12 protein-coding genes and 2 pseudogenes are annotated in these 19,104 nt (G+C 43.4%); 7 read left to right on the top strand and 7 right to left on the bottom strand.

The genetic code is table 11. The features are described 5' to 3' along the window. Positions 1–7: 7 nt before the first annotated feature. Together ACR5KR_RS08180 and ACR5KR_RS08175 are read right to left on the bottom strand one after the other, a co-directional pair. Positions 8–808, bottom strand: a complete 801-nt coding sequence (locus ACR5KR_RS08180; protein ID WP_445626990.1) for a peptidylprolyl isomerase — start codon at positions 806–808, stop codon at positions 8–10. A 157-nt stretch (positions 809–965) separates the two neighbouring features. Next, positions 966–1,535 carry a photosystem I assembly protein Ycf4 gene (locus ACR5KR_RS08175; RefSeq protein ID WP_322667183.1) on the bottom strand — a complete coding sequence of 190 codons (570 nt, stop codon included), beginning with the start codon at positions 1,533–1,535 and terminating at the stop codon, positions 966–968. A gap of 923 nt (positions 1,536–2,458) precedes the next feature. Here ACR5KR_RS08175 and psbD point away from each other — a divergent pair. The 3 genes from psbD to ACR5KR_RS08160 all read left to right on the top strand — a co-directional run bounded on the left by psbD (position 2,459) and on the right by ACR5KR_RS08160 (position 5,690). Next, the gene (gene psbD, locus ACR5KR_RS08170; RefSeq protein WP_322694081.1) at positions 2,459–3,514 is read left to right on the top strand and encodes a photosystem II D2 protein (photosystem q(a) protein); all 1,056 of its coding nucleotides are present in this window, start codon (positions 2,459–2,461) and stop codon (positions 3,512–3,514) included. Continuing rightward, positions 3,498–4,889: a photosystem II reaction center protein CP43 gene (psbC, locus tag ACR5KR_RS08165; RefSeq protein ID WP_445626991.1), complete on the top strand. Its 1,392-nt coding sequence runs from the start codon at positions 3,498–3,500 to the stop codon at positions 4,887–4,889. Before psbD ends, psbC begins: the two co-directional genes overlap by 17 nt. 615 nt (positions 4,890–5,504) lie before the next feature. Then, on the top strand, positions 5,505–5,690 hold the full coding sequence (locus ACR5KR_RS08160) for a PCP reductase family protein (RefSeq protein WP_448266126.1): 186 nt from the start codon (positions 5,505–5,507) through the stop codon (positions 5,688–5,690). 151 nt (positions 5,691–5,841) lie between these two features. On the opposite strand, the gene ACR5KR_RS08155 is transcribed toward ACR5KR_RS08160, so the two are convergent. After that, positions 5,842–6,678, bottom strand: a complete 837-nt coding sequence (locus ACR5KR_RS08155; RefSeq protein ID WP_445626992.1) for an SWIM zinc finger family protein — start codon at positions 6,676–6,678, stop codon at positions 5,842–5,844. A gap of 803 nt (positions 6,679–7,481) precedes the next feature. Between ACR5KR_RS08155 and ACR5KR_RS08150 the strand changes: the two are divergent. Beyond that, positions 7,482–7,649, top strand: a pseudogene (locus ACR5KR_RS08150) (hypothetical protein); the annotation flags it as partial. 648 nt (positions 7,650–8,297) lie between these two features. On the opposite strand, the gene ACR5KR_RS08145 reads toward ACR5KR_RS08150, so the two are convergent. Then, on the bottom strand, positions 8,298–12,986 hold the full coding sequence (locus tag ACR5KR_RS08145; RefSeq protein ID WP_448266125.1) for an SNF2-related protein: 4,689 nt from the start codon (positions 12,984–12,986) through the stop codon (positions 8,298–8,300). A 146-nt stretch (positions 12,987–13,132) separates the two neighbouring features. On the opposite strand from ACR5KR_RS08145, the gene ACR5KR_RS08140 reads away from it, so the two are divergent. Together ACR5KR_RS08140 and ACR5KR_RS08135 are read left to right on the top strand one after the other, a co-directional pair. Continuing rightward, complete coding sequence (locus tag ACR5KR_RS08140; protein ID WP_448266124.1) at positions 13,133–13,678, top strand: N-acetyltransferase family protein; 546 nt, start codon at positions 13,133–13,135, stop codon at positions 13,676–13,678. A gap of 101 nt (positions 13,679–13,779) precedes the next feature. Further along, positions 13,780–15,936: a polyribonucleotide nucleotidyltransferase gene (locus tag ACR5KR_RS08135; protein WP_448266123.1), complete on the top strand. Its 2,157-nt coding sequence runs from the start codon at positions 13,780–13,782 to the stop codon at positions 15,934–15,936. A 133-nt stretch (positions 15,937–16,069) separates the two neighbouring features. On the opposite strand, the gene ACR5KR_RS08130 is transcribed toward ACR5KR_RS08135, so the two are convergent. From ACR5KR_RS08130 to ACR5KR_RS08120, 3 genes and pseudogenes are all read right to left on the bottom strand, one after another. Further along, complete coding sequence (locus ACR5KR_RS08130) at positions 16,070–16,285, bottom strand: type II toxin-antitoxin system HicB family antitoxin (protein WP_448266121.1); 216 nt, start codon at positions 16,283–16,285, stop codon at positions 16,070–16,072. Beyond that, positions 16,282–16,509, bottom strand: a pseudogene (locus ACR5KR_RS08125) (type II toxin-antitoxin system HicA family toxin). Before ACR5KR_RS08125 ends, ACR5KR_RS08130 begins: the two are co-directional and overlap by 4 nt. A 15-nt stretch (positions 16,510–16,524) precedes the next feature. Next, a complete protein-coding gene (locus tag ACR5KR_RS08120; RefSeq protein ID WP_448266120.1) occupies positions 16,525–18,567 on the bottom strand; it encodes a HEAT repeat domain-containing protein in 2,043 nt (680 codons plus the stop codon). 197 nt (positions 18,568–18,764) lie between these two features. Here ACR5KR_RS08120 and ACR5KR_RS08115 point away from each other — a divergent pair, with 197 nt between their 5' ends. Further along, positions 18,765–19,076 carry a hypothetical protein gene (locus ACR5KR_RS08115; RefSeq protein WP_448266119.1) on the top strand — a complete coding sequence of 104 codons (312 nt, stop codon included), beginning with the start codon at positions 18,765–18,767 and terminating at the stop codon, positions 19,074–19,076. The last annotated feature ends 28 nt before the right edge of the window (positions 19,077–19,104 follow it).

Below are 19,104 nucleotides of genomic sequence, written 5' to 3'. Positions count from 1 at the left end.
TCTTTCCCTACTTTCCTGGTGTTTTCAGGTTTTCAGCACCTTGAGTGACTTTAGCAGAGTCAATGCGATCGCCTTGCTGAATTTTGTTTACGACATCAAAGCCTTGAGTGACATTGCCAAACACGGCGTAGTTACCATCCAAAAATGCTAGATCCGCTAAAGCAAAGTAAAACTGGGCAGAAGCTGAATCTGGTGATTGCGATCGCGCCATTGCTACTGCACCCTGTTTATGGGGCAATACGACGGGTTGAGCAGTAGCATCAAATGGTTTATTGTAAATCGGAGTATCTGAACCTTTGGGCTTAACTTCTAAAGGTATATAACGAGCATTTCCTGTTTTTGGGTCAATATAGCTACCTGTTCCCAGTCTGTCTGCTGGAACTTTCGGGTCTTTGCTTTGAGGATCGCCCCCTTGAACTACAAACGGTTGGGGTTCGCGCACAACTCGATGGAAAGCTAAACCATCGTAAACCCCCTTTTGCACTAAATCTACGAAGTTGCCAGCTGTAATGGGGGCATCAGTACCGTCTACTTCGATAGTAATCGGCGAACCTTTAACCGTGATTACCACAGTAGCCTTGCCTTCGAGGCGCGGTAAATCTGCCAGTCCAGGAATGCTCTCACTACTAGTTTGAGATACAGAAGTTGCTTCAGTAGTTGTCTTGGTACTCGCCTCGGTTGTGGTCGAGGTAGCTGTCGAGTTTGGAGAAGAGCTATTAGAAGCGACTTGCTGTGTTGAACATCCTCCCAAGATCAAAGCACTGATAATCACAAGAGAAAGCAAAAATTGAGAAATTTTTAACCGCATTGCCTGTTACCGATTTAACCAGAGTATCTTATCGTTTTGAGGAGCATTGGGCACAAGAGACAGAGGGGCAGGGAGCTGGGAGCAGAGGGGAAAGAAGGAATTTTTCTTTTCCCCCTTGCCCCCTGCCCCCTGCTCCCCCTCTTCTTCCCTCACTCCCTTACAATCCTTCTAACGATACTCCCAAAAAGCGGGCTAACTTTGCGCCTTCTGTTTCCAACTCTGTTAAAGATACTGGTTGTCCAACCCGTGTTAATGGTATATCTCGCCGTCCTTTAATGCGTAGATAGAGGGCGCGACGGGGGTTAAGACCTTCTTTTATGTCTATTAATACAGATTGGACATCTTCTATGCGGCTATCAATCTGAATTCGGCGGTTTTTACCAGGAAACCCCCAACGGAAGATTTTGATTGCGCCAGTTTCCCGATCGAATTCGTTGTAACCGCCTCCAACATCCAATAAAATCACTAACCACAGGTATGTAGCTAATAGCAAGCCAGCAGTACCATATAACCCCATTACTAATCCTTGGGGGACAAATACCAGTTGAGTGGGATCGGAAACTATGAGTAAATTAACTTTTAAATAACTGGATATTCCAGCCAATAGAAAGCCGCTTGCTCCCAAGGTAACGATAGTTGCCCACCAGTAGTTACTGAACCGACGAGAACCGAGAACATTTTGGTGCAGGAGGCGATCGCCTTTGTTAATCGTTGTTGATGTCGTCATTGAACTACCATTGCCCGTGAGATACTCGCTGTCACATACTCGTACACTAAATGCTTTTGCATAGAGTGGTGGGTTTCTCTGCCAATCCGGCTATTGCTTAGGAGGCACAAAGAGCTATGTTTTAAGTCCACGGGAACCCTGCCGCAGACTAGAAATTTTTCACTTTGTACCCTACAAATTTTCCTGTTTCGGATAATGCTGGCTTTCTTGTACTACGGGACAAACCACTTAGGCTATTTGTATTAGTCAAGATATGCCAACTTCCTTTCTCCTTGTCTAACGTTTCACATAGGTTTTCCAGAGGTGTATCACCGACGTGGCCGCAAAGTCATTATCCAGATTATTTTACCAAATATCGTTGACAAAAACTCAACTGCGCCGTTCCATGTTCCTGCTACCGATATAATTTTTTCAGGTAATGTTGTACTATTTTTTTACTCAATGGCCGATCAAAATTCTTTACTCCCTCACTCTCTGCCCCTCTTAATTCCCTGCTTTCCTGTCCCTGCCTCTTTTTGACCTCTTGAAATGAGTTATTCTACCTACCTCCATCTGCATTAAATTTTTTTAGATTTCTGAGAAAAGTTGTGTCAAATTGTAAAATTTCTGATATTCATATTATTTATAAGGTTCGTGTTTCATAGCTCATTTCCTTTTGCGTATCAGGCAAAAACCCTGAGTAGTGTGATAAGTTAAGAATCATTAAGTTACCACAAGCTAAATTACTAGCCGATGGTACGTGTAATGTCATAACCCTGAGAAATAATGACTTAACTAGTCAGTAAGCTCTCAGAATCTCAGTTACTTAAAAGCAGTTGAGATTGTCAAAAAAACGTTAATTCCTCACGGCAGTCGGTTACATTGGCTTTCCGTAATGCCTTAGAAACGTTGCAATTTTAGTAAAAAAAGAGGATTTAAGTCCGATGACCATCGCAGTTGGACGTGCGCCCAGTAGAGGGTGGTTTGACGTTCTAGACGACTGGCTCAAGCGCGATCGCTTCGTATTCGTAGGTTGGTCAGGGATACTATTATTCCCCTGCGCCTTCCTAGCACTAGGCGGTTGGCTGACCGGCACCACCTTCGTCACCTCTTGGTACACCCACGGATTAGCCTCCTCCTACTTAGAAGGCTGTAACTTCCTAACAGTGGCAGTATCCACCCCCGCCGACAGCATGGGACATTCCCTATTGCTGTTGTGGGGACCAGAAGCTCAAGGCGACCTCACCCGTTGGTTCCAATTGGGTGGGTTGTGGCCATTCGTTGCCCTACACGGCGCCTTCGGTTTGATTGGCTTCATGTTGCGGCAATTTGAAATTGCTCGTCTAGTAGGTATCCGCCCTTACAACGCTCTGGCATTCTCTGCTCCCATTGCGGTATTCGTCAGCGTATTTCTGATGTACCCCTTGGGACAATCCTCGTGGTTCTTTGCACCCAGCTTTGGCGTAGCCGCAATTTTCCGATTCCTGCTATTCTTGCAAGGGTTCCACAACTGGACACTCAACCCCTTCCACATGATGGGTGTTGCGGGTGTATTGGGTGGTGCGCTACTGTGCGCGATTCACGGTGCCACAGTGGAAAATACCTTGTTTGAAGACGGTGATGGTGCTAACACCTTCCGCGCCTTCAATCCCACCCAATCGGAAGAAACTTATTCAATGGTGACAGCAAACCGTTTCTGGTCACAGATTTTCGGGATTGCTTTCTCTAACAAGCGCTGGTTGCACTTCTTTATGTTGTTCGTGCCAGTCACCGGCTTGTGGATGAGTGCCGTCGGCATCGTCGGTTTAGCACTCAACCTGCGGGCTTATGATTTCGTCTCCCAAGAATTACGGGCGGCGGAAGACCCGGAGTTTGAAACCTTCTATACCAAAAACATTTTGCTCAACGAGGGTATCCGCGCTTGGATGGCTCCTCAAGATCAACCCCACGAACAATTTGTATTCCCTGAGGAGGTATTACCACGTGGTAACGCTCTCTAATAGACCAAATATCTTAGGCGGCGCTGGACGCGACCAAGAATCCACCGGGTTTGCCTGGTGGTCTGGTAACGCCCGTTTAATCAACTTATCTGGCAAACTACTGGGTGCTCACGTTGCCCACTCTGGTTTGATTGTATTCTGGGCTGGAGCGATGACTTTGTTTGAAGTCGCTCACTTCATTCCTGAAAAGCCCATGTACGAACAGGGCTTGATTTTGTTACCTCACCTTGCCACTCAGGGTTGGGGTGTTGGTGCTGGTGGTGAAGTTATCGATACTTTCCCCTACTTTGTTATCGGTGTACTCCACCTAATTTCCTCAGCCGTCCTTGGCTTTGGCGGTATCTATCACGCCGTTCGCGGTCCAGAAACCTTAGAAGAATATTCTTCTTTCTTTGGTTACGACTGGAAAGACAAGAACAAGATGACCAACATCATCGGGTTCCACCTGATTATTTTGGGATTCGGTGCATTGCTATTAGTGTTAAAGGCAATGTTCTTTGGTGGGTTGTATGACACTTGGGCACCAGGTGGTGGTGATGTTCGGATTATTACCAATCCGACATTGAACCCAGCAGTTATCTTTGGCTATGTAATCAAGTCTCCCTTTGGCGGCGAAGGCTGGATTATCAGCGTCAATAACTTAGAAGATGTGGTCGGTGGTCACATCTGGGTCGCCTTTATCTTAATTTCTGGTGGTATTTTCCACATTCTTACCAAGCCTTTTGCTTGGTCACGTCGTGCATCCATCTGGTCTGGTGAGGCTTATCTCTCCTACAGCTTGGGCGCTCTTTCTCTTATGGGCTTCATTGCCTCAATCTTTGTTTGGTTTAACAACACCGTTTATCCAAGTGAGTTCTTTGGTCCTACTGGACCAGAAGCTTCTCAAGCTCAGGCTTTGACCTTCTTGATTCGTGACCAACGCTTGGGTGCTAACGTCGGTTCTGCCCAAGGCCCTACTGGTCTAGGTAAATACCTGATGCGCTCTCCAACTGGTGAAATCATCTTTGGTGGTGAAACCATGCGCTTCTGGGATTTCCGCGGCCCTTGGTTGGAGCCTCTACGTGGTCCGAATGGTCTTGACTTGGAAAAAATCAAGAATGATATTCAGCCTTGGCAAGCTCGTCGCGCTGCTGAATACATGACCCACGCTCCTCTGGGTTCTTTGAACTCCGTAGGTGGTGTGGCTACCGAAATTAACTCCTTCAACTACGTATCTCCTCGCGCTTGGTTGGCGACTTCTCACTTCGTACTAGCATTCTTCTTCCTAGTTGGTCACTTGTGGCACGCTGGTCGCGCACGGGCTGCGGCTGGTGGTTTTGAGAAAGGAATTAACCGTGATACTGAGCCGGTGATGTTCATGGACGACCTAGATTAGGTTGTAAAGTTTATTTCATCACTGACTATTAATTTAAAAGCTCTTGCATAAAAGCAAGGGCTTTTTTTATACGAAAATTAGTAATCTATTAATTAAACGTGAGTTCGACAGACCTCTCCCGGACAGCCTCCCTCTCCTAAAAGGCGAACGCGAGTGCGTCTCCCCTTGGGAGAGGGAGGAGTAACGAGTAAGGAGGGTTTTTGCTCCCCTCTCCTAGTAGGCTACGGTGTACACATATCTTGGTAATGAAGCTTAAACCCTGAATTTACCCCCCCTTAATCCCCCTTTCTGGGGCAGGTTTTTTTGATTAGACAAATTTTTGGGATTTTAAAACCAAAACCATTGTCTGAAAACTTAAAACTACGTTCAATAATTGAGAACATTCTCAACTATTTATCGAAAGCCTAAAAGCCTGCCCTTGAAAGCCTTAATCCCCCCGATGTTTTGGGGGGAAATATCCGGTTCTTCCCTTTACCAAGGGGGAGTTAGAGGGGGTCAGAAGGACTTGTGTGTACACTGTAGCTCCTGGTAGGAGAGGGGCTGGGGGAGAGGTCAAAATAGCACTCGTCGAACTCACGTTAATTAAAGTAAGCGACTTGCCAAGGTAACTAATTTATGAACGATTCCAATTTTATTGATACTTTGCGATGGACATCTGAAGCTAAAGAAAAGTTACAAAATATTCCCTTTTTTGTCCGCTCTCAAGCTAAAGCCAGAATTGAACAGCTGGCTCGTGAAGCAGGCCAAGATGTTGTGACTGGTGATTTGGTAGAACAGGCTAGGCTTGAGTTTGGACAATAAATCAGGAGTTAGAATACAGAATTGGTAAACACTCTACCCATAAAGAGATAGAGTTTTAAGGCGAGAATATTCTAGTCAATTTAATTCATAATTACGAATTATGAATTACGTAGCTTGCTTCTCGCATGAAGGCGAGTATTACGAATTATTATCAACTTCCTTCTACATTCATTGCTGCTAAAACAGCCTTCTGACTTACATCTCTGTAAACGGTATTTAAATATTTCATTACCACATCACTCGAAGTTGAATTTACTGCGTTTTCCTCTTCCTTTGCTAAGGGAATCGCTCCCAATACATCTAATATCGTCTCGCTGCTAGACGGTACAATCACTACCAAGGATGACTCTAGTGGCTCATTGTATTGCCAGAAAGAGTCAATTTTTACTGAGTATTTGTTATTAGTAATTGACTGTTGAACATCAACCGTTTCTGTAGTATTAGGTTCAATCTTGGCACTACGTAATTTACGCAAGTCGCTAATAATTTGCTCTTTAGAACGTCCGCGCAATTGAAATAGTACAAAGGGGTCTTCACTGAAGCGATCGCCTAACTGATAGTATATCGCACCAATGTGTTTACAAGGATTTGCTTTATCGGGACAAGAGCATTTACTGTGGACATCACCAAGGGTAAATGGAAATATCGAAAGACCATTAGCCGTGAAGACTTCTTCTATATTTTGTGGCATTTCTCCTGCTAGTAATTTGGCAGCAAAAATTGCCTTTTGGGACATGCTTTCAATTACATAACCCCACTGTTCATCGGTAAATGGTTCAAGGGAAAGAGAAACTTTATAAGGTTCTACTTCACTACCTTGCACCCTAGCCAATACTTTTGCACCTTTAAATTCAATGCTCAAAACATTTCCTTGACGAGCATAATTTCTGGCACGTTCTAAACGCTTTTTAAAGCGATAGGAATCTAGCAAATCTAGCCATTGTTGCGACCACCATTCTCGACTTGCTTGAAGAGTATAATTGGTCATGGTTGCTTCACTCAAAGTAAAAAGAACTGGAGATTGAGGACTAGTTAAAAAATCCGTAGGCGCAAGCCGCCGTAGGCATTGCACTTCTTAGACGAATAAAATAATTATAACTTTACCCTGCTTTTGTTCTTTACTAAGAAGTATTAGCCTTTAATCTCAACCACAGCCATCAGATCCATTAGCAATGTCTCAAGCATTTGAGAATTTTTGAGAACAGAGGTCATTTGATTGCTTTGCGCTTTAGAGCCGGAAGCACTAATCTCTGCGTTCGCAGGTTTCTTGGTTACAAACGTTATATCAGTCCGTAATAGCCTTCGGCAAGATTGACTATCAAAAGATTAATACTACATAAACAAGGTATTTTTACATAAATTTATCAGCAAATAATGTGAAGAATATACAAAGATGTATCTTTAAGCAAAGATATCTAAGTAAAAATGGTAGTATATGGTCAGTGTTGGGTTCTTTAGATGTTCTCTATTTTCAAGCTAGATATCTATGCAAAGAAGCCTACAAGGAGGGTATAAAAATATCTTTTCCGAACAACACTTGACTATTTTTTCTTCTACTAGAACTTAGACGCTCGCAAGAAACCAAATATCGAGTGTGAATTTTGGGCGTTGCTAATTCCATGTATGAAAATGATTTTGCATAATACCAGAATCCTTGTAGAGACGTAGCAGTGCTACGTCTCTACATCCAGATTCATACTTCAATTCAACAACGCCGAATTTTAGGTATTCAATTGTCAAATTTTTTAACCAAGCTGGAGATTTAATTCCCCTGTCTCTACAGGCAAGAACCTACTCTCTGGGGGTGATGGCAATGATACTCTTTCTGCTTATGAGGCATTAGGCAATAACACTCTTTATGGTGGTAATGGCAATGATATCCTCACAGGTGGAAAAGGTAATGACACCCTCTATGGAAATGATGGTACTGATACCTTTGCTTTCAATAGTTACAATTAAGGTGTTGATAATCTTTATGACTTCAACGCCACTAATGAACTGATTCGGGTATCGGCTGCTGGTTTTGGTGGCGGGTTGTCAACGCCTTCACTTAAGACAAGTCAGTTTACCATCGGAACATCTGCAACCACTAGCACTTAGCGATTTATCTACAACAGCGCCACAGGTGGACTGTTCTTTGACCTTGATGGTAGTACATCTGGGTTTACTCAGGTAAAATTTGCACAACTAAGTGCTGGATTGTCACTCACCGAAGACAATTTTGTGATTGTTTAATCTTTATTAGCACTCTGCCATCACCAAGCAGTACGGGGTTTGGGAGGGGCGTTGCATATTTTTTGCGGGATGATTTTGCTAGTTTTGTGGGATGGGCATAGCAACGCCTTGTGATATCATGTCCGGTTAAAGACTTATCATTAAGACCGCAGGGGGCAGGGAGCAGGGGGCAGGGGGAAAGAGGTTTTCCTGGTTTTTGCACAGATTCAGGAATCATAACTAATTAGGCGGACATGATATGAGGTGCTATTTTTAGCATCTCGCATTCGATTACTCAATTCAATGCAAGTCGTTTTGGTAAGCGATCGCATCGCAATATCTCAATCACTTGCAACACAAAATAGTCTTTCTAGTTTTTACATGATTAAGAACTTATTCTGCATCATCGTCAATTACTGCACTGCGATCGAGTATTAGTAAGTTACGAAGTTGGTCTGTATCCAGTTCAGTCAACCATTCTTCCCCAGCACCCACAACTTGTTCAGCCAATTGTTTTTTACTTTCAATCATGTCATGAATTTTTTCTTCTAAAGTGCCAGTGCAAACAAATTTATGTACTTGCACATTCCGGGTTTGACCAATGCGAAATACTCTATCTGTAGCTTGATTTTCTACGGCTGGATTCCACCATCTATCAAAGTGGAATACATGATTGGCTCGTGTTAAATTCAGTCCTACTCCACCCGCTTTCAAAGAAAGAATCATAATTGGTGGCCCTTGAGGATCGTGTTGGAAACGGTCAATCATTTCCTCACGTTGTTTTTTGCTAGTGCTGCCATATAAAAAGAATATTTCTCGTCCTAACTGTTTTTCTAAATAGGGTTTAAGTAATTTACCCCACTCAGCAAATTGTGTGAAAATCAAAGCTCTATCGCTTTCTGCTAAAACTTCTTCTAACATTTCTTCTAGGCGCAGAAGTTTGGCTGAATTATGTTGCTCTAATGTCGCTTCTTTCAAATATTGGGCTGGGTGATTGCAGATTTGTTTGAGTTTGATTAACAAAGCCAAAATCATCCCCCGGCGTTGCAATCCTTCAGCAGATTCTATCTCTACTAAAGATTGTTCTACAATTTGTTGATAAAGTGCAGCTTGTTCGCTAGTCAGACCGCAAAATACGGTCATTTCTTGCTTATCTGGTAAATCTTGAATGATGTCGCGATCGCTTTTCAATCGCCGCAGTATAAATGGTTGCACTAATGAACGTAACTGAGTCAAAGAAGCCGTATCACCATACTTTTCAATTGGCATGGCAAACCGCCTCTGGAAAAATTGCTTATTGCCTAAATACCCAGGATTGAGAAAATCTAAAATAGACCATAGTTCTTGCAGTCTATTTTCTACTGGTGTCCCCGTCAACGCAATACGAAATGTCGCTTCTAATTCCCGCACTGCTTTTGACTGTTTCGCCTCTGGATTTTTCACATTCTGGGCTTCATCTAAAACTATTATCTGCCAAGAGACACTTTGCAATGACTTGATATCTCGATGAAGCAATGAGTAACTGGTAACGATTAAATCGTGTTTTTTTACAGCTTCTAAAAATGCTTTTCCTTTTGGGCGTTTGTCACCGTGATATTGCAAAATTTTCAGGCTTGGTGCAAATTTATTGACTTCCCTTTCCCAGTTGCCTAAAACCGAAGTTGGACAAACTAATAGTGTTGGATTTTCTAGTGCATCTTGTTCTTTCAAGTGCAGCAGAAAAGCAATGAATTGGACAGTGTTATGGCAAATAATATTATTAGCGACAAAATTATGATGTTCGCTAACTTCAAAATCATAAACCCATCCCTCATAATCTATCTCCTCTATAGATTCAATCCGACAATAAAATACCTCTCGATCGAGAAGACATTGCAAAGACTGTCTTGTTAAGCTCAACTGTTCTACATCTAGGTTGCTATATGCTGACAAAGTTTGAGTTGTCCATTTAGAAGGTTTTAGTAGCTGATATTGTTTTTGGGCTTCTCCACTAATCATCTGGCTCATCCCAGCTATTACTTGCTGTAAACTATCTCTAGAAAATTGCTGTGAGCCATTAATGTAAACAGTGTTGTGCATCCCAAAATGCCGCAACGGTAGCCTCGTTCCCCTGACTGCTTGAGCAACAATATCAGAAGCAGGAATTCCTTCAATATTTGTGTTATTGACCAGTTGACAAATTTGCTCTAATTTACTCTGTTTTTCTGAGTTATTAAAACCAATTTTTTGGAAGAATCTGCGGGCAGAATTTCCACCAATTACACCAATATAGTAGGTGCGTAAAGTACGAGTTCCATTAGTAGCAAACTTCAGTTTGGGCGATATTCTTAACCAAATACCGAAGCGTCGCAACAGTGCAGAAAGTTGCTGAATTAGTAAAGTTGAAGCTGTAGAAATCTCAATACTCCGCATCCTAAAAAGAACAGCAGACTCAGCATCGAAATAGTTTTGTAAAAATATCCGCACGCTATCCAAATCTGCCTGCATAATGAAGGGCGGAATAGATTTTTCTGCCGATAGTTTACCCCAAACATAACCTTGAGCTTCTAAGAATCGTCGATAGGCTTGACTGTTAACTCGAAGACAAGGAACTTTATTAGTGAAGGTAGAGATATTAGGGCTGTTAATTTTGAGGTTATAACGGTTTTGAATGCGTTGGCAAGTTTGGAGTAGATCCTCTAGTACTCTGATGTCTTTTTGGGATATTGTGACTCTTCCCACATCAGGTAGTTCATGCCCTTCAGCAATCTGCCAAGCAATAAATTTGACTAAATCAGGGTCTTGTGATTGCCCATTCCAGAGAGTTTTACCTGGTACACAAACGTAATCACCCACCTGTAAGTTATTTGTCCAACCTTTACTTGTTAGCAGTTTGTGACGATGAGTGATTGTGATATTGCTACCGTCTTCTAACGTTATTTTTCGCAATTTTTCGCAGACTTGTTGCCGATACAATCGCCTGACATTAGCTTGGACAATTTTGCCAGTTTTTTCATTTATGGAATTAACTAGTAATTGCTCAGTGGGGTTAGACCAAAATCCTTCGCCGTCAAACTCTGTTTCTTTGGCGTGAGTTGTCCAGATTGTCTCAGCTGTGCGTAACAGCCCATTTATATTTATTAGAGTATCATTGGCTACGCATTTACCGAGTCCCATATCGTCGGCGAGACACGCGCCTAAGCCCCAGCGTTCCAAGAATGACAACCAAGCAGCACCACGTTCTTGATAAGGTCGCAACTGTCCTTTAAAGTCTGTTGGTGTTGGCAAAGGTGCGATCGCTTGATTATTTGTTAATGCCCCAATCAACTCTTGCAATGCCCCAGATGCATCAAAGCTGACCACTGGTAACTTTTCAATTGCTTGAGTATCTCCTGTACTCAAACGCAAAGCATCTTCCAGGGAAAGCGCCATTTGGTCTTTGCGAGTGGTAAAAAATGTTTGGGCTGTCTTGATATCTTGGGGTCGCAATTCTACCCACTCACCGTTAATTTCCACTAGCGGACTATTTAAAGCCACAAGTTTATCAAACTCGGCTTTGGAAATAGTCTGTCCACCAATTGCCAATTGCCATTGGAAATTTAGTAAACTCTGCAAGCCTAAACGTCCCTGCTTTTTCTTTGGGGTTTCGGCTGTAATTTTTAAACCTAAACGGTTCGCCCATCCTTCGCGGTTCGCCAAGCTGGGAGGCAAAATTACTCCTAAACCACTGTCTTCCAATCTCCAAGCTACAGCTTTGATAAACTCATAAGCTTGGATGGGGGTGAGACGAGAAGATTGGGGATATTCGGTTTCTAAGCTGGGTGCGTAGGCGCTTTGCGTCTTGTCGCCAGACATCGCTGGATATAATCGGGAAGCTACCCCTAAACCTCGCAAAAATGTTTCTTGTGGTTGCTCAATTGTCCGATTTTGATAAACCAATCTTTCAACTGGATTGTTCCAAATAGTTGCTGCATCCACTAAAAACTCAGGATCGTCAGCCGCTTGCAAAAAATACGCCAATGTCCAATCTGTTTCGCCAGACTCTGGAGAACGCAGTTGAAAACAGGTACGAAATTGACTTTTAAGAGTTAATTGGTATTGTAGCGGCATAGTCCAAGCTTTCAATGCCGCTTCCAGTCGTTCCACTTCAAGTGCATCTGCATTGATACCAGATCCACTAGTTAAGGCTTGCAACCACTGTCGCACCCCAGATGGTAAAGATGCAATCGCCTTAGCTTCTATTGGAGGTTGAGAACCCATCATTTCTCTCACTTGGGCATCTATCGTACTGTTGAGAAATCCCAAAAGTAATTCTTGAGGTTCTGTGGGAAAGTCTATATAAAGTAGGGATCGGGAAAACTCCTCCCCAGTCTCCAATCCCTCCTGATAAGTACGACAAACCAACGGTATATTCGCAGAAAATCTTTCTAGGCGGGTTCCATCTAATGCACTGTCTAGAAGTACTCGCCATTTGGCAGCAAATGCACCATCTGATTGTCGGTCAATTGTTGGTAAAAACTTACACCGGGAGATTAAATCTAAACTCCATCGGGCAACCTGCGACCAAAAGCGTAAATCTCCACCCAAAAAAGCATCTTCCCCTTTAGCAGCATTCAGGGGAATCGCGGCGAGAAATTTTATTGCTTGGCTGGGGTTAAGACAAAAACCCTCAACTCGCCACGGTTGCAAATATTGTGGTGAGTCTGTATTTTCGCCCAAGCTAGCAGAATGTACGGGGAAAATTGCTGCTGTTCCTTCACTACTACCTTCTGGGATATAAGTTGGTAGGGCGATGATTTGGGAATGCGTTGGCAAACTGATTTCAGTGGCACTGGCGGCTTTGCGCGTTCGCCCAGTAGTAGCGATCGCTTTGCTTGCCCCAAGCATCGCAACTTGAGGTTGCTGAATGAAGTTGGTAATTGCCATGTTCTGGGAACGCAACCACTCACTCAACTCCACTGATGTCATTGCCAATGGATGTATTGGGATATTTCCAGATCCATTCAACTCCAAATTCACTCGTGGCGATCGCCAAGTTTCCCCCCAAATAAATAAACTACCATTTTGATTTTTTAGTAACCAATTACAGTGTAAAATCGCCATTTGCTAACTACTCAGATTTTCCCAAAACTCTAGAATTAAAATCACAATTATTCGATTTTTTGCATCTTATCAACAAAATTTATTGCCCAAGTTTCTCATAATATAATAAATATTTCAGTAATTATTTCATATAAACATTGTTAATCATGAATTTTCCCCTAATTAAAGTCTTAAAAACCGGGATGTTAGTGGAACTGGATTATATGCATCCTCAAGAACAAGAGGTTGTCAGATCGTTACTCAATGTTGTAATTGTTGAAGGTAAAACTTATCCCCAAAAGCAACCTCTATCTCCTACAGAATTTTCAGCTTACTGGTTAAGCAAGGATGCCTTTGTTGTCAGGACATCTGTTGTAGATCCTACACACAAGTCAAAAGAAATATTAGGGGCGTTTTATTTAAAGCCAAACTTTCCCGGTCGGTGTAGCCATATTTGCAACGCTGGTTTTATTGTACAACCTGGATTACGCGGTCGGGGTTTAGGACGGTTCATGGGAGAGGCTATGCTTTCGATCGCAGCAAACCTGGGCTACGAAGCAGTAATGTTTAATTTGGTCTTTGAGACTAATATACCTTCAATTACACTTTGGCAGTCGTTAGGATTTGAAATTATTGGGCGAATTCCGGGTGCGGCAAAGCTCGAGAATGGGCAGGTAGTAGACGCTCTAATCTTGTATCACACTTTGTGTTAAACGACTTGTCTATCTTTGTATGTACTAGAAGTCAGCCATAGGGCATAAATGTTAGGATTGCCACAGAAAGAGAATAGCGAAAGAGAAGGAAAAAAAACTGAATGGCAGAAGTTGATAAGTCAATATCCTTCGATGGAAGGGATATTCGACTGAAAGTAGGCCTACTAGCTCCCCAGGCAGGTGGGTCAGTTTTGATAGAATCAGGGGATACATCCGTTTTAGTGACGGCTACGCGATCGCAAGCCAGAGAAGGCATTGATTTTCTTCCCCTGACTGTAGATTATGAAGAAAGGCTATATGCCGCTGGTAGGATTCCCGGCGGGATCATGCGGCGCGAAGGTCGCCCACCAGAAAAAACAATTCTCACCAGCCGTCTTATAGATCGTCCCCTGCGTCCTTTGTTTCCTTCATGGCTAAGGGATGACCTGCAAATTATTGCCTTAACACTGTCGATGGACGAGTTAGTGCCACCCGATGTGTTAGCAGTTACAGGTGCTTCAATTGCTACCCTGATTGCCCAGATTCCTTTTAATGGGCCAATGGCAGCAGTGCGGGTTGGTTTAGTGGGAGATGATTTCATTATTAACCCCACTTATGCAGAAATTGAAGCCGGAGACTTGGATCTGGTAGTAGCAGGTTCACCAGATGGTGTGATCATGGTGGAAGCAGGAGCCAATCAGTTGCCAGAGCGAGATATTCTTGAGGCGATTGACTTTGGTTATGAAGCAGTGCGGGACTTAATCAAAGCGCAGCAAGATTTAATCGCCGAACTGGGTCTAGTAATAGTGCAAGAAGCACCACCAGAAGTAGACCAAACCCTAGAAAATTATATCCGCGATCGCGCTAGTGGCGAGATTAAGAAAATCCTGTCTCAATTTAGTTTGAGCAAACCCGAACGCGATGCAGCTTTAGATGTCGTCAAGGATGAAATTGCCGCGACGATTACCGAACTGCCAGAAGAAGACCCAATTCGAGTTGCCGCAACTACAAATAAAAAAGCACTTGGTAACACTTTTAAAGATATTACCAAACACTTTATGCGGCGACAAATCATCGAAGATAACGTCCGCGTTGATGGTCGTAAACTCGATCAAGTGCGTCAGGTTTCTTGTTTAGTTGATGTCTTACCAAAGCGAGTCCACGGCAGCGGTTTATTTAACCGGGAACTAACTCAGGTATTATCCACTTGTACTCTGGGTACACCTGGGGATGCTCAAAACCTCAACGATGACATGCAGCTAGATCAGCACAAGCGTTACCTGCATCATTACAACTTCCCGCCGTTCTCAGTCGGGGAAACCAAGCCAATGCGGGCCCCAGGAAGGCGGGAAATTGGTCACGGGGCATTGGCAGAACGAGCGCTAATACCTGTGATACCGTCAAAAGAACAATTTCCCTACGTGATTCGCATCGTATCGGAAGTACTTTCTTCCAACGGTTCCACCTCAATGGGTTCAGTCTGCGGTTCCACCCTCGCCCTGATGGATGCTGGTGTACCAATTCTCAAACCCGTCAGTGGCGCGGCAATGGGTCTGATTAAGGAAGGGGACGAAGTACGAGTTCTGACCGACATCCAAGGCATTGAAGACTTTTTGGGCGATATGGACTTCAAAGTTGCCGGCACGGATACTGGGATTACCGCCTTGCAGATGGATATGAAAATCTCCGGTTTGTCTTTGGAGGTTATTGCCCAAGCCGTCCACCAAGCCAAAGCAGCCCGGTTGCACATTCTGGAGAAAATGCTCGCCTGCATTGATACACCACGAACTGAAACCTCACCTTATGCTCCACGTCTGTTAACAATCAAGATTGATTCAGACATGATTGGTTTGGTCATCGGGCCTGGAGGCAAGACTATTAAGGGAATCACAGAGGAAACTGGTGCAAAAATTGACATCGAAGATGATGGCACCGTGACAATTTCCGCTGTGGATGAGAACAAGGCCAAGAGAGCCAGAAATATCATCCAAGGCATGACCCGTAAGTTGCACGAAGGGGATGTCTATGCAGGACGCATTACTCGGATTATACCGATAGGTGCATTTGTGGAATTCTTGCCTGGAAAAGAAGGCATGATTCACATATCTCAACTAGCTGACTACCGCGTTGGCAAAGTTGAGGATGAAGTGGCAGTAGGCGATGAAGTGATTATCAAAGTGCGCGAAATTGATAACAAAGGTCGGATTAATCTCACCCGCTTGGGTATTCACCCAGATCAAGCAGCAGCAGCAAGAGAAGCGGCGGCGGTGAATCGGTAACTCGATTTGGGATTTTAGATTAGATTAAATCTAAAATCCGCGATGCCTACTGTGAAGGCATCGCCGTATGCTTCTCTAAATTGACAAATTAAGAATTACGAACTTGTACTGAGCGAAGTCGAAGTATTACGAATTATTTCAACGACTTTTCTAGTGTTTTTGGCTCTGGCAGAGGTTGACCGTCAGCCAAAGATGATTCAATCAGCATTTCTAAAACTTCTTGAGCATTTTTGAAAGCTTCTTCGTAAGTATCTCCGTGAGTATGACAAAATCCCCATTCAGGAAGACTCACAATAAAACACTCATCTTCATCAGACCACTGAATAATTATTGTGTAGCGAGAATTCATTCTTGTTCTTCCTCTTGAGCCTTTTTAATTTCTTCTAACCTTTGAAGTGTATTATTAACATCTTTCTCTTAGTAAGCTTTCGCATCATTCCCGTCTTTACCTGATATAGTGACTCTCCCAGATAGTAGGGGATGATACCAATTAGTGTGACTACCTTTCCCAGGACGGTATGTAAACCCTGCTTATAGCAACAAGCTTTTCAATTCTCTGATTTTCTTGGGCATATACTCAGCTTACATTTACTTTCCCCAATGCTTTAACTTCTCTTGAGCAAACTTTCGCACTTGCTCATCTGGATCATTCTCTGCTTTGTCGCGCAATAGTGGTAAAGTCTGGGGATGTTGAGGAAATTGCTTGATAATTATCTCCAATGCAACGCGTCGAGGGTTGGTTTCATAGTCTTGCTTACGCTCAAAGGGGTCATTGACAGCGCAGTTGTAGTAAATCTCAAATAACTCAGGCTGATTTCTGAAGTGTTTCGCTAATGCTTCGATGGCTGCACCTCGCACATCCCATTGATTATCAGTAGTGGCGCGTTCTTTGAGAAACAAGTGGGTGTCCGGGTCATCTTTGAAATTGCTGGCTAATGCTTCGATGGCGACACCTCGCACATAAGATTGATTATCAGCAGTGGTGCGGTCTTTAAGAATCGAGCGGGTGTCTGGATCATCTTTGAAATTGCTGGCTAATACTTTAATGGCTGCATATCGCATAGACCCAGATTTATCAGCAGTGGCGCGGTTTTTAAGAATCGAGCGGGTGTCTGGATCATCTGCGAAATTGCTGGCTAATGCTTTAATGGCTGCACGTCGCACAGAATCAGAATCATCAGCAGTGGCGCGGTCTTTGAGAATCGAGCGGGTGTCTGGGTCATCTGGGAAATTGCTGGCTAATGCTTTAATGGCTGCATATCGCATAGACCCAGATTTATCAGCAGTGGCGCGGTCTTTGAGAATCGAGTGGGTGTCCGGGTCATCTGCGAAATTGCTGGCTAATGCTTCGATGGCTGCACATCGCACATACTCAGATTTATCAGCAGTGGCGCAGTCTTTGAGAAACAAGCGGGTATTCGGGTCATCTGGGAAATTGCTGGCTAATGCTTCGATGACTGCACATCCCACATACCATTTATTCTCAGCAGTGGTGCAGTCTTTAAGAAACGAGGGGGTGTCCGGGTCATCTGGGAAATTGTTGGCTAATGCTTCGATGGCTACATATCGCACATCCCCATCATCATCAGCAGTGGCGCGGTCTTTGAGAAACGAGCGAATATCCGGGTCATTTTTGAAATTGCTGGCTAATGCTTCGATGGCTGCATATCGCACATACTCATCATCATCAGTAGTGGCGCGGTCTTTGAGAAACGAGCGGGTGTCTGGGTCATCTTTAAAATTGCTGGCTAATGCTTTGATGGCTGCACCTCGCACATCCCATTGATTATCAGTAGTGGCGCAGTCTTTAAGAAACGAGCGGGTGTCCGGGTCATCTGAAAAATTGCTGGCTAATGCTTCCATAGCTGCACCTCGCACAACATCATCATCATCAGTAGTGGCGCGTTCTTTGAGAAACGAGCGGGTGTCCGGGTCATCTGAAAAATTGCTGGCTAATGCTTCGATGGCTGCACTTCTGACATAGTTTTTATTATCAGCAGTAGTCAAGTCTTTGAGAAACGAGCGGGTGTCTGGGTCATCTTTGAAATTGCTAGCTAATGCTTCGATGGCTGCATCTTGCACATACTGATAATTATCAACAGTGGCGCGGTCTTTAAGGCAGTGTAAGGCATCACGTTTATCTTTCCAAATTGCGGCGATTGTTACAACTGCTTGAATGCGAATTTCTTGAACTAGCTTAGTTTCTTCTGCATTTGCAAAGGGTCTGTAATAATACCAGAGGTCATATTTGGTTAAGTCTTTTACCTTGCCAAATAATTTATTAGCCACTGACGCAATTCCCGACCGATTTCTCACCTCTGCAAGACACTTAGCCGCTAAAAACAAGTTGATAAATTTTTCCTCTTCGCCATCTTGCACCATCAAGTAATCAAGAATTTCACCAACAAATTTCACATCAATCATTCCCGCAATTAGCCGCAATACCTCATGCCAAGTTTCATCTTGCCAGTGTTTGCCAAAAACTTCAGTTTTGAGATCCTCAATTGAAATACTGCCTTCTTTCTCAAACTGCCAGACAAACTCCCAAGCACAGAAATATTCTAAAAATTTCCGATGCAGAAAGGCATTGCTTGCTATCCAGTCAATAAACCATTCCAGCATAATACTCATGCCTGCTAAGTACTTGACTACGAGTATATACACCAGTCCGAGAAATCTTTCTAGATTTCTGGGTTTTTAGGGAGTGCGAGTCTATTCATGCAAAACTTAATGTTATCTGGATTTATATACTGCGATCGCACCTCTGTACTACCTGAAGATTTGTTAAAAATAACTATATACTGTGCATGAATATTAAGAATAATTTTATGGTTCTACAAGTTAACCCCATCCAAAAAGAACCAATAGTTACTTGGGAAGCACTTCCAGCCGACTTCATTTTACCAGACGATCCAGTGGAAAATATTCAACAACCTGCGATCGCTGCTACGCTTACCGATGCTTTGGGAAGCACAGGACGCATCCAACCTCAAATGCTGATAGGCTCTAACTTTGGACTTGTAGCCACAGTCAACAGAAAAATGCCCAACAAGAACGTCAACGCGCTGAACAGGAACGCCAGCGTGCTGAACAAGAACGCCAACGAGCTGAACAAGAACGCCAGCGTGCTGATATATTAGCAGCTAAGTTACGTGAGCTAGGTATTGA

This window comes from Nostoc sp. DSM 114159 (assembly GCF_053470285.1).
The sequence above is the reverse complement of the archived record's forward strand: the minus strand, read 5'-3'. Positions and strand labels throughout refer to the sequence as shown.

Bases quoted from the DNA above. Each gene is read 5' to 3' on its own strand.
- ACR5KR_RS08180 (WP_445626990.1), bottom strand. From the start codon at position 808: ATGCGGTTAAAAATTTCTCAATTTTTGCTTTCTCTTGTGATTATCAGT.
- ACR5KR_RS08175 (WP_322667183.1), bottom strand. From the start codon at position 1,535: ATGACGACATCAACAACGATTAACAAAGGCGATCGCCTCCTGCACCAA.
- psbD (WP_322694081.1), top strand. From the start codon at position 2,459: ATGACCATCGCAGTTGGACGTGCGCCCAGTAGAGGGTGGTTTGACGTT.
- ACR5KR_RS08160 (WP_448266126.1), top strand. From the start codon at position 5,505: ATGAACGATTCCAATTTTATTGATACTTTGCGATGGACATCTGAAGCT.
- ACR5KR_RS08155 (WP_445626992.1), bottom strand. From the start codon at position 6,678: ATGACCAATTATACTCTTCAAGCAAGTCGAGAATGGTGGTCGCAACAA.
- ACR5KR_RS08145 (WP_448266125.1), bottom strand. From the start codon at position 12,986: ATGGCGATTTTACACTGTAATTGGTTACTAAAAAATCAAAATGGTAGT.
- ACR5KR_RS08140 (WP_448266124.1), top strand. From the start codon at position 13,133: ATGAATTTTCCCCTAATTAAAGTCTTAAAAACCGGGATGTTAGTGGAA.
- ACR5KR_RS08135 (WP_448266123.1), top strand. From the start codon at position 13,780: ATGGCAGAAGTTGATAAGTCAATATCCTTCGATGGAAGGGATATTCGA.
- ACR5KR_RS08130 (WP_448266121.1), bottom strand. From the start codon at position 16,285: ATGAATTCTCGCTACACAATAATTATTCAGTGGTCTGATGAAGATGAG.
- ACR5KR_RS08120 (WP_448266120.1), bottom strand. From the start codon at position 18,567: ATGAGTATTATGCTGGAATGGTTTATTGACTGGATAGCAAGCAATGCC.
- ACR5KR_RS08115 (WP_448266119.1), top strand. From the start codon at position 18,765: ATGGTTCTACAAGTTAACCCCATCCAAAAAGAACCAATAGTTACTTGG.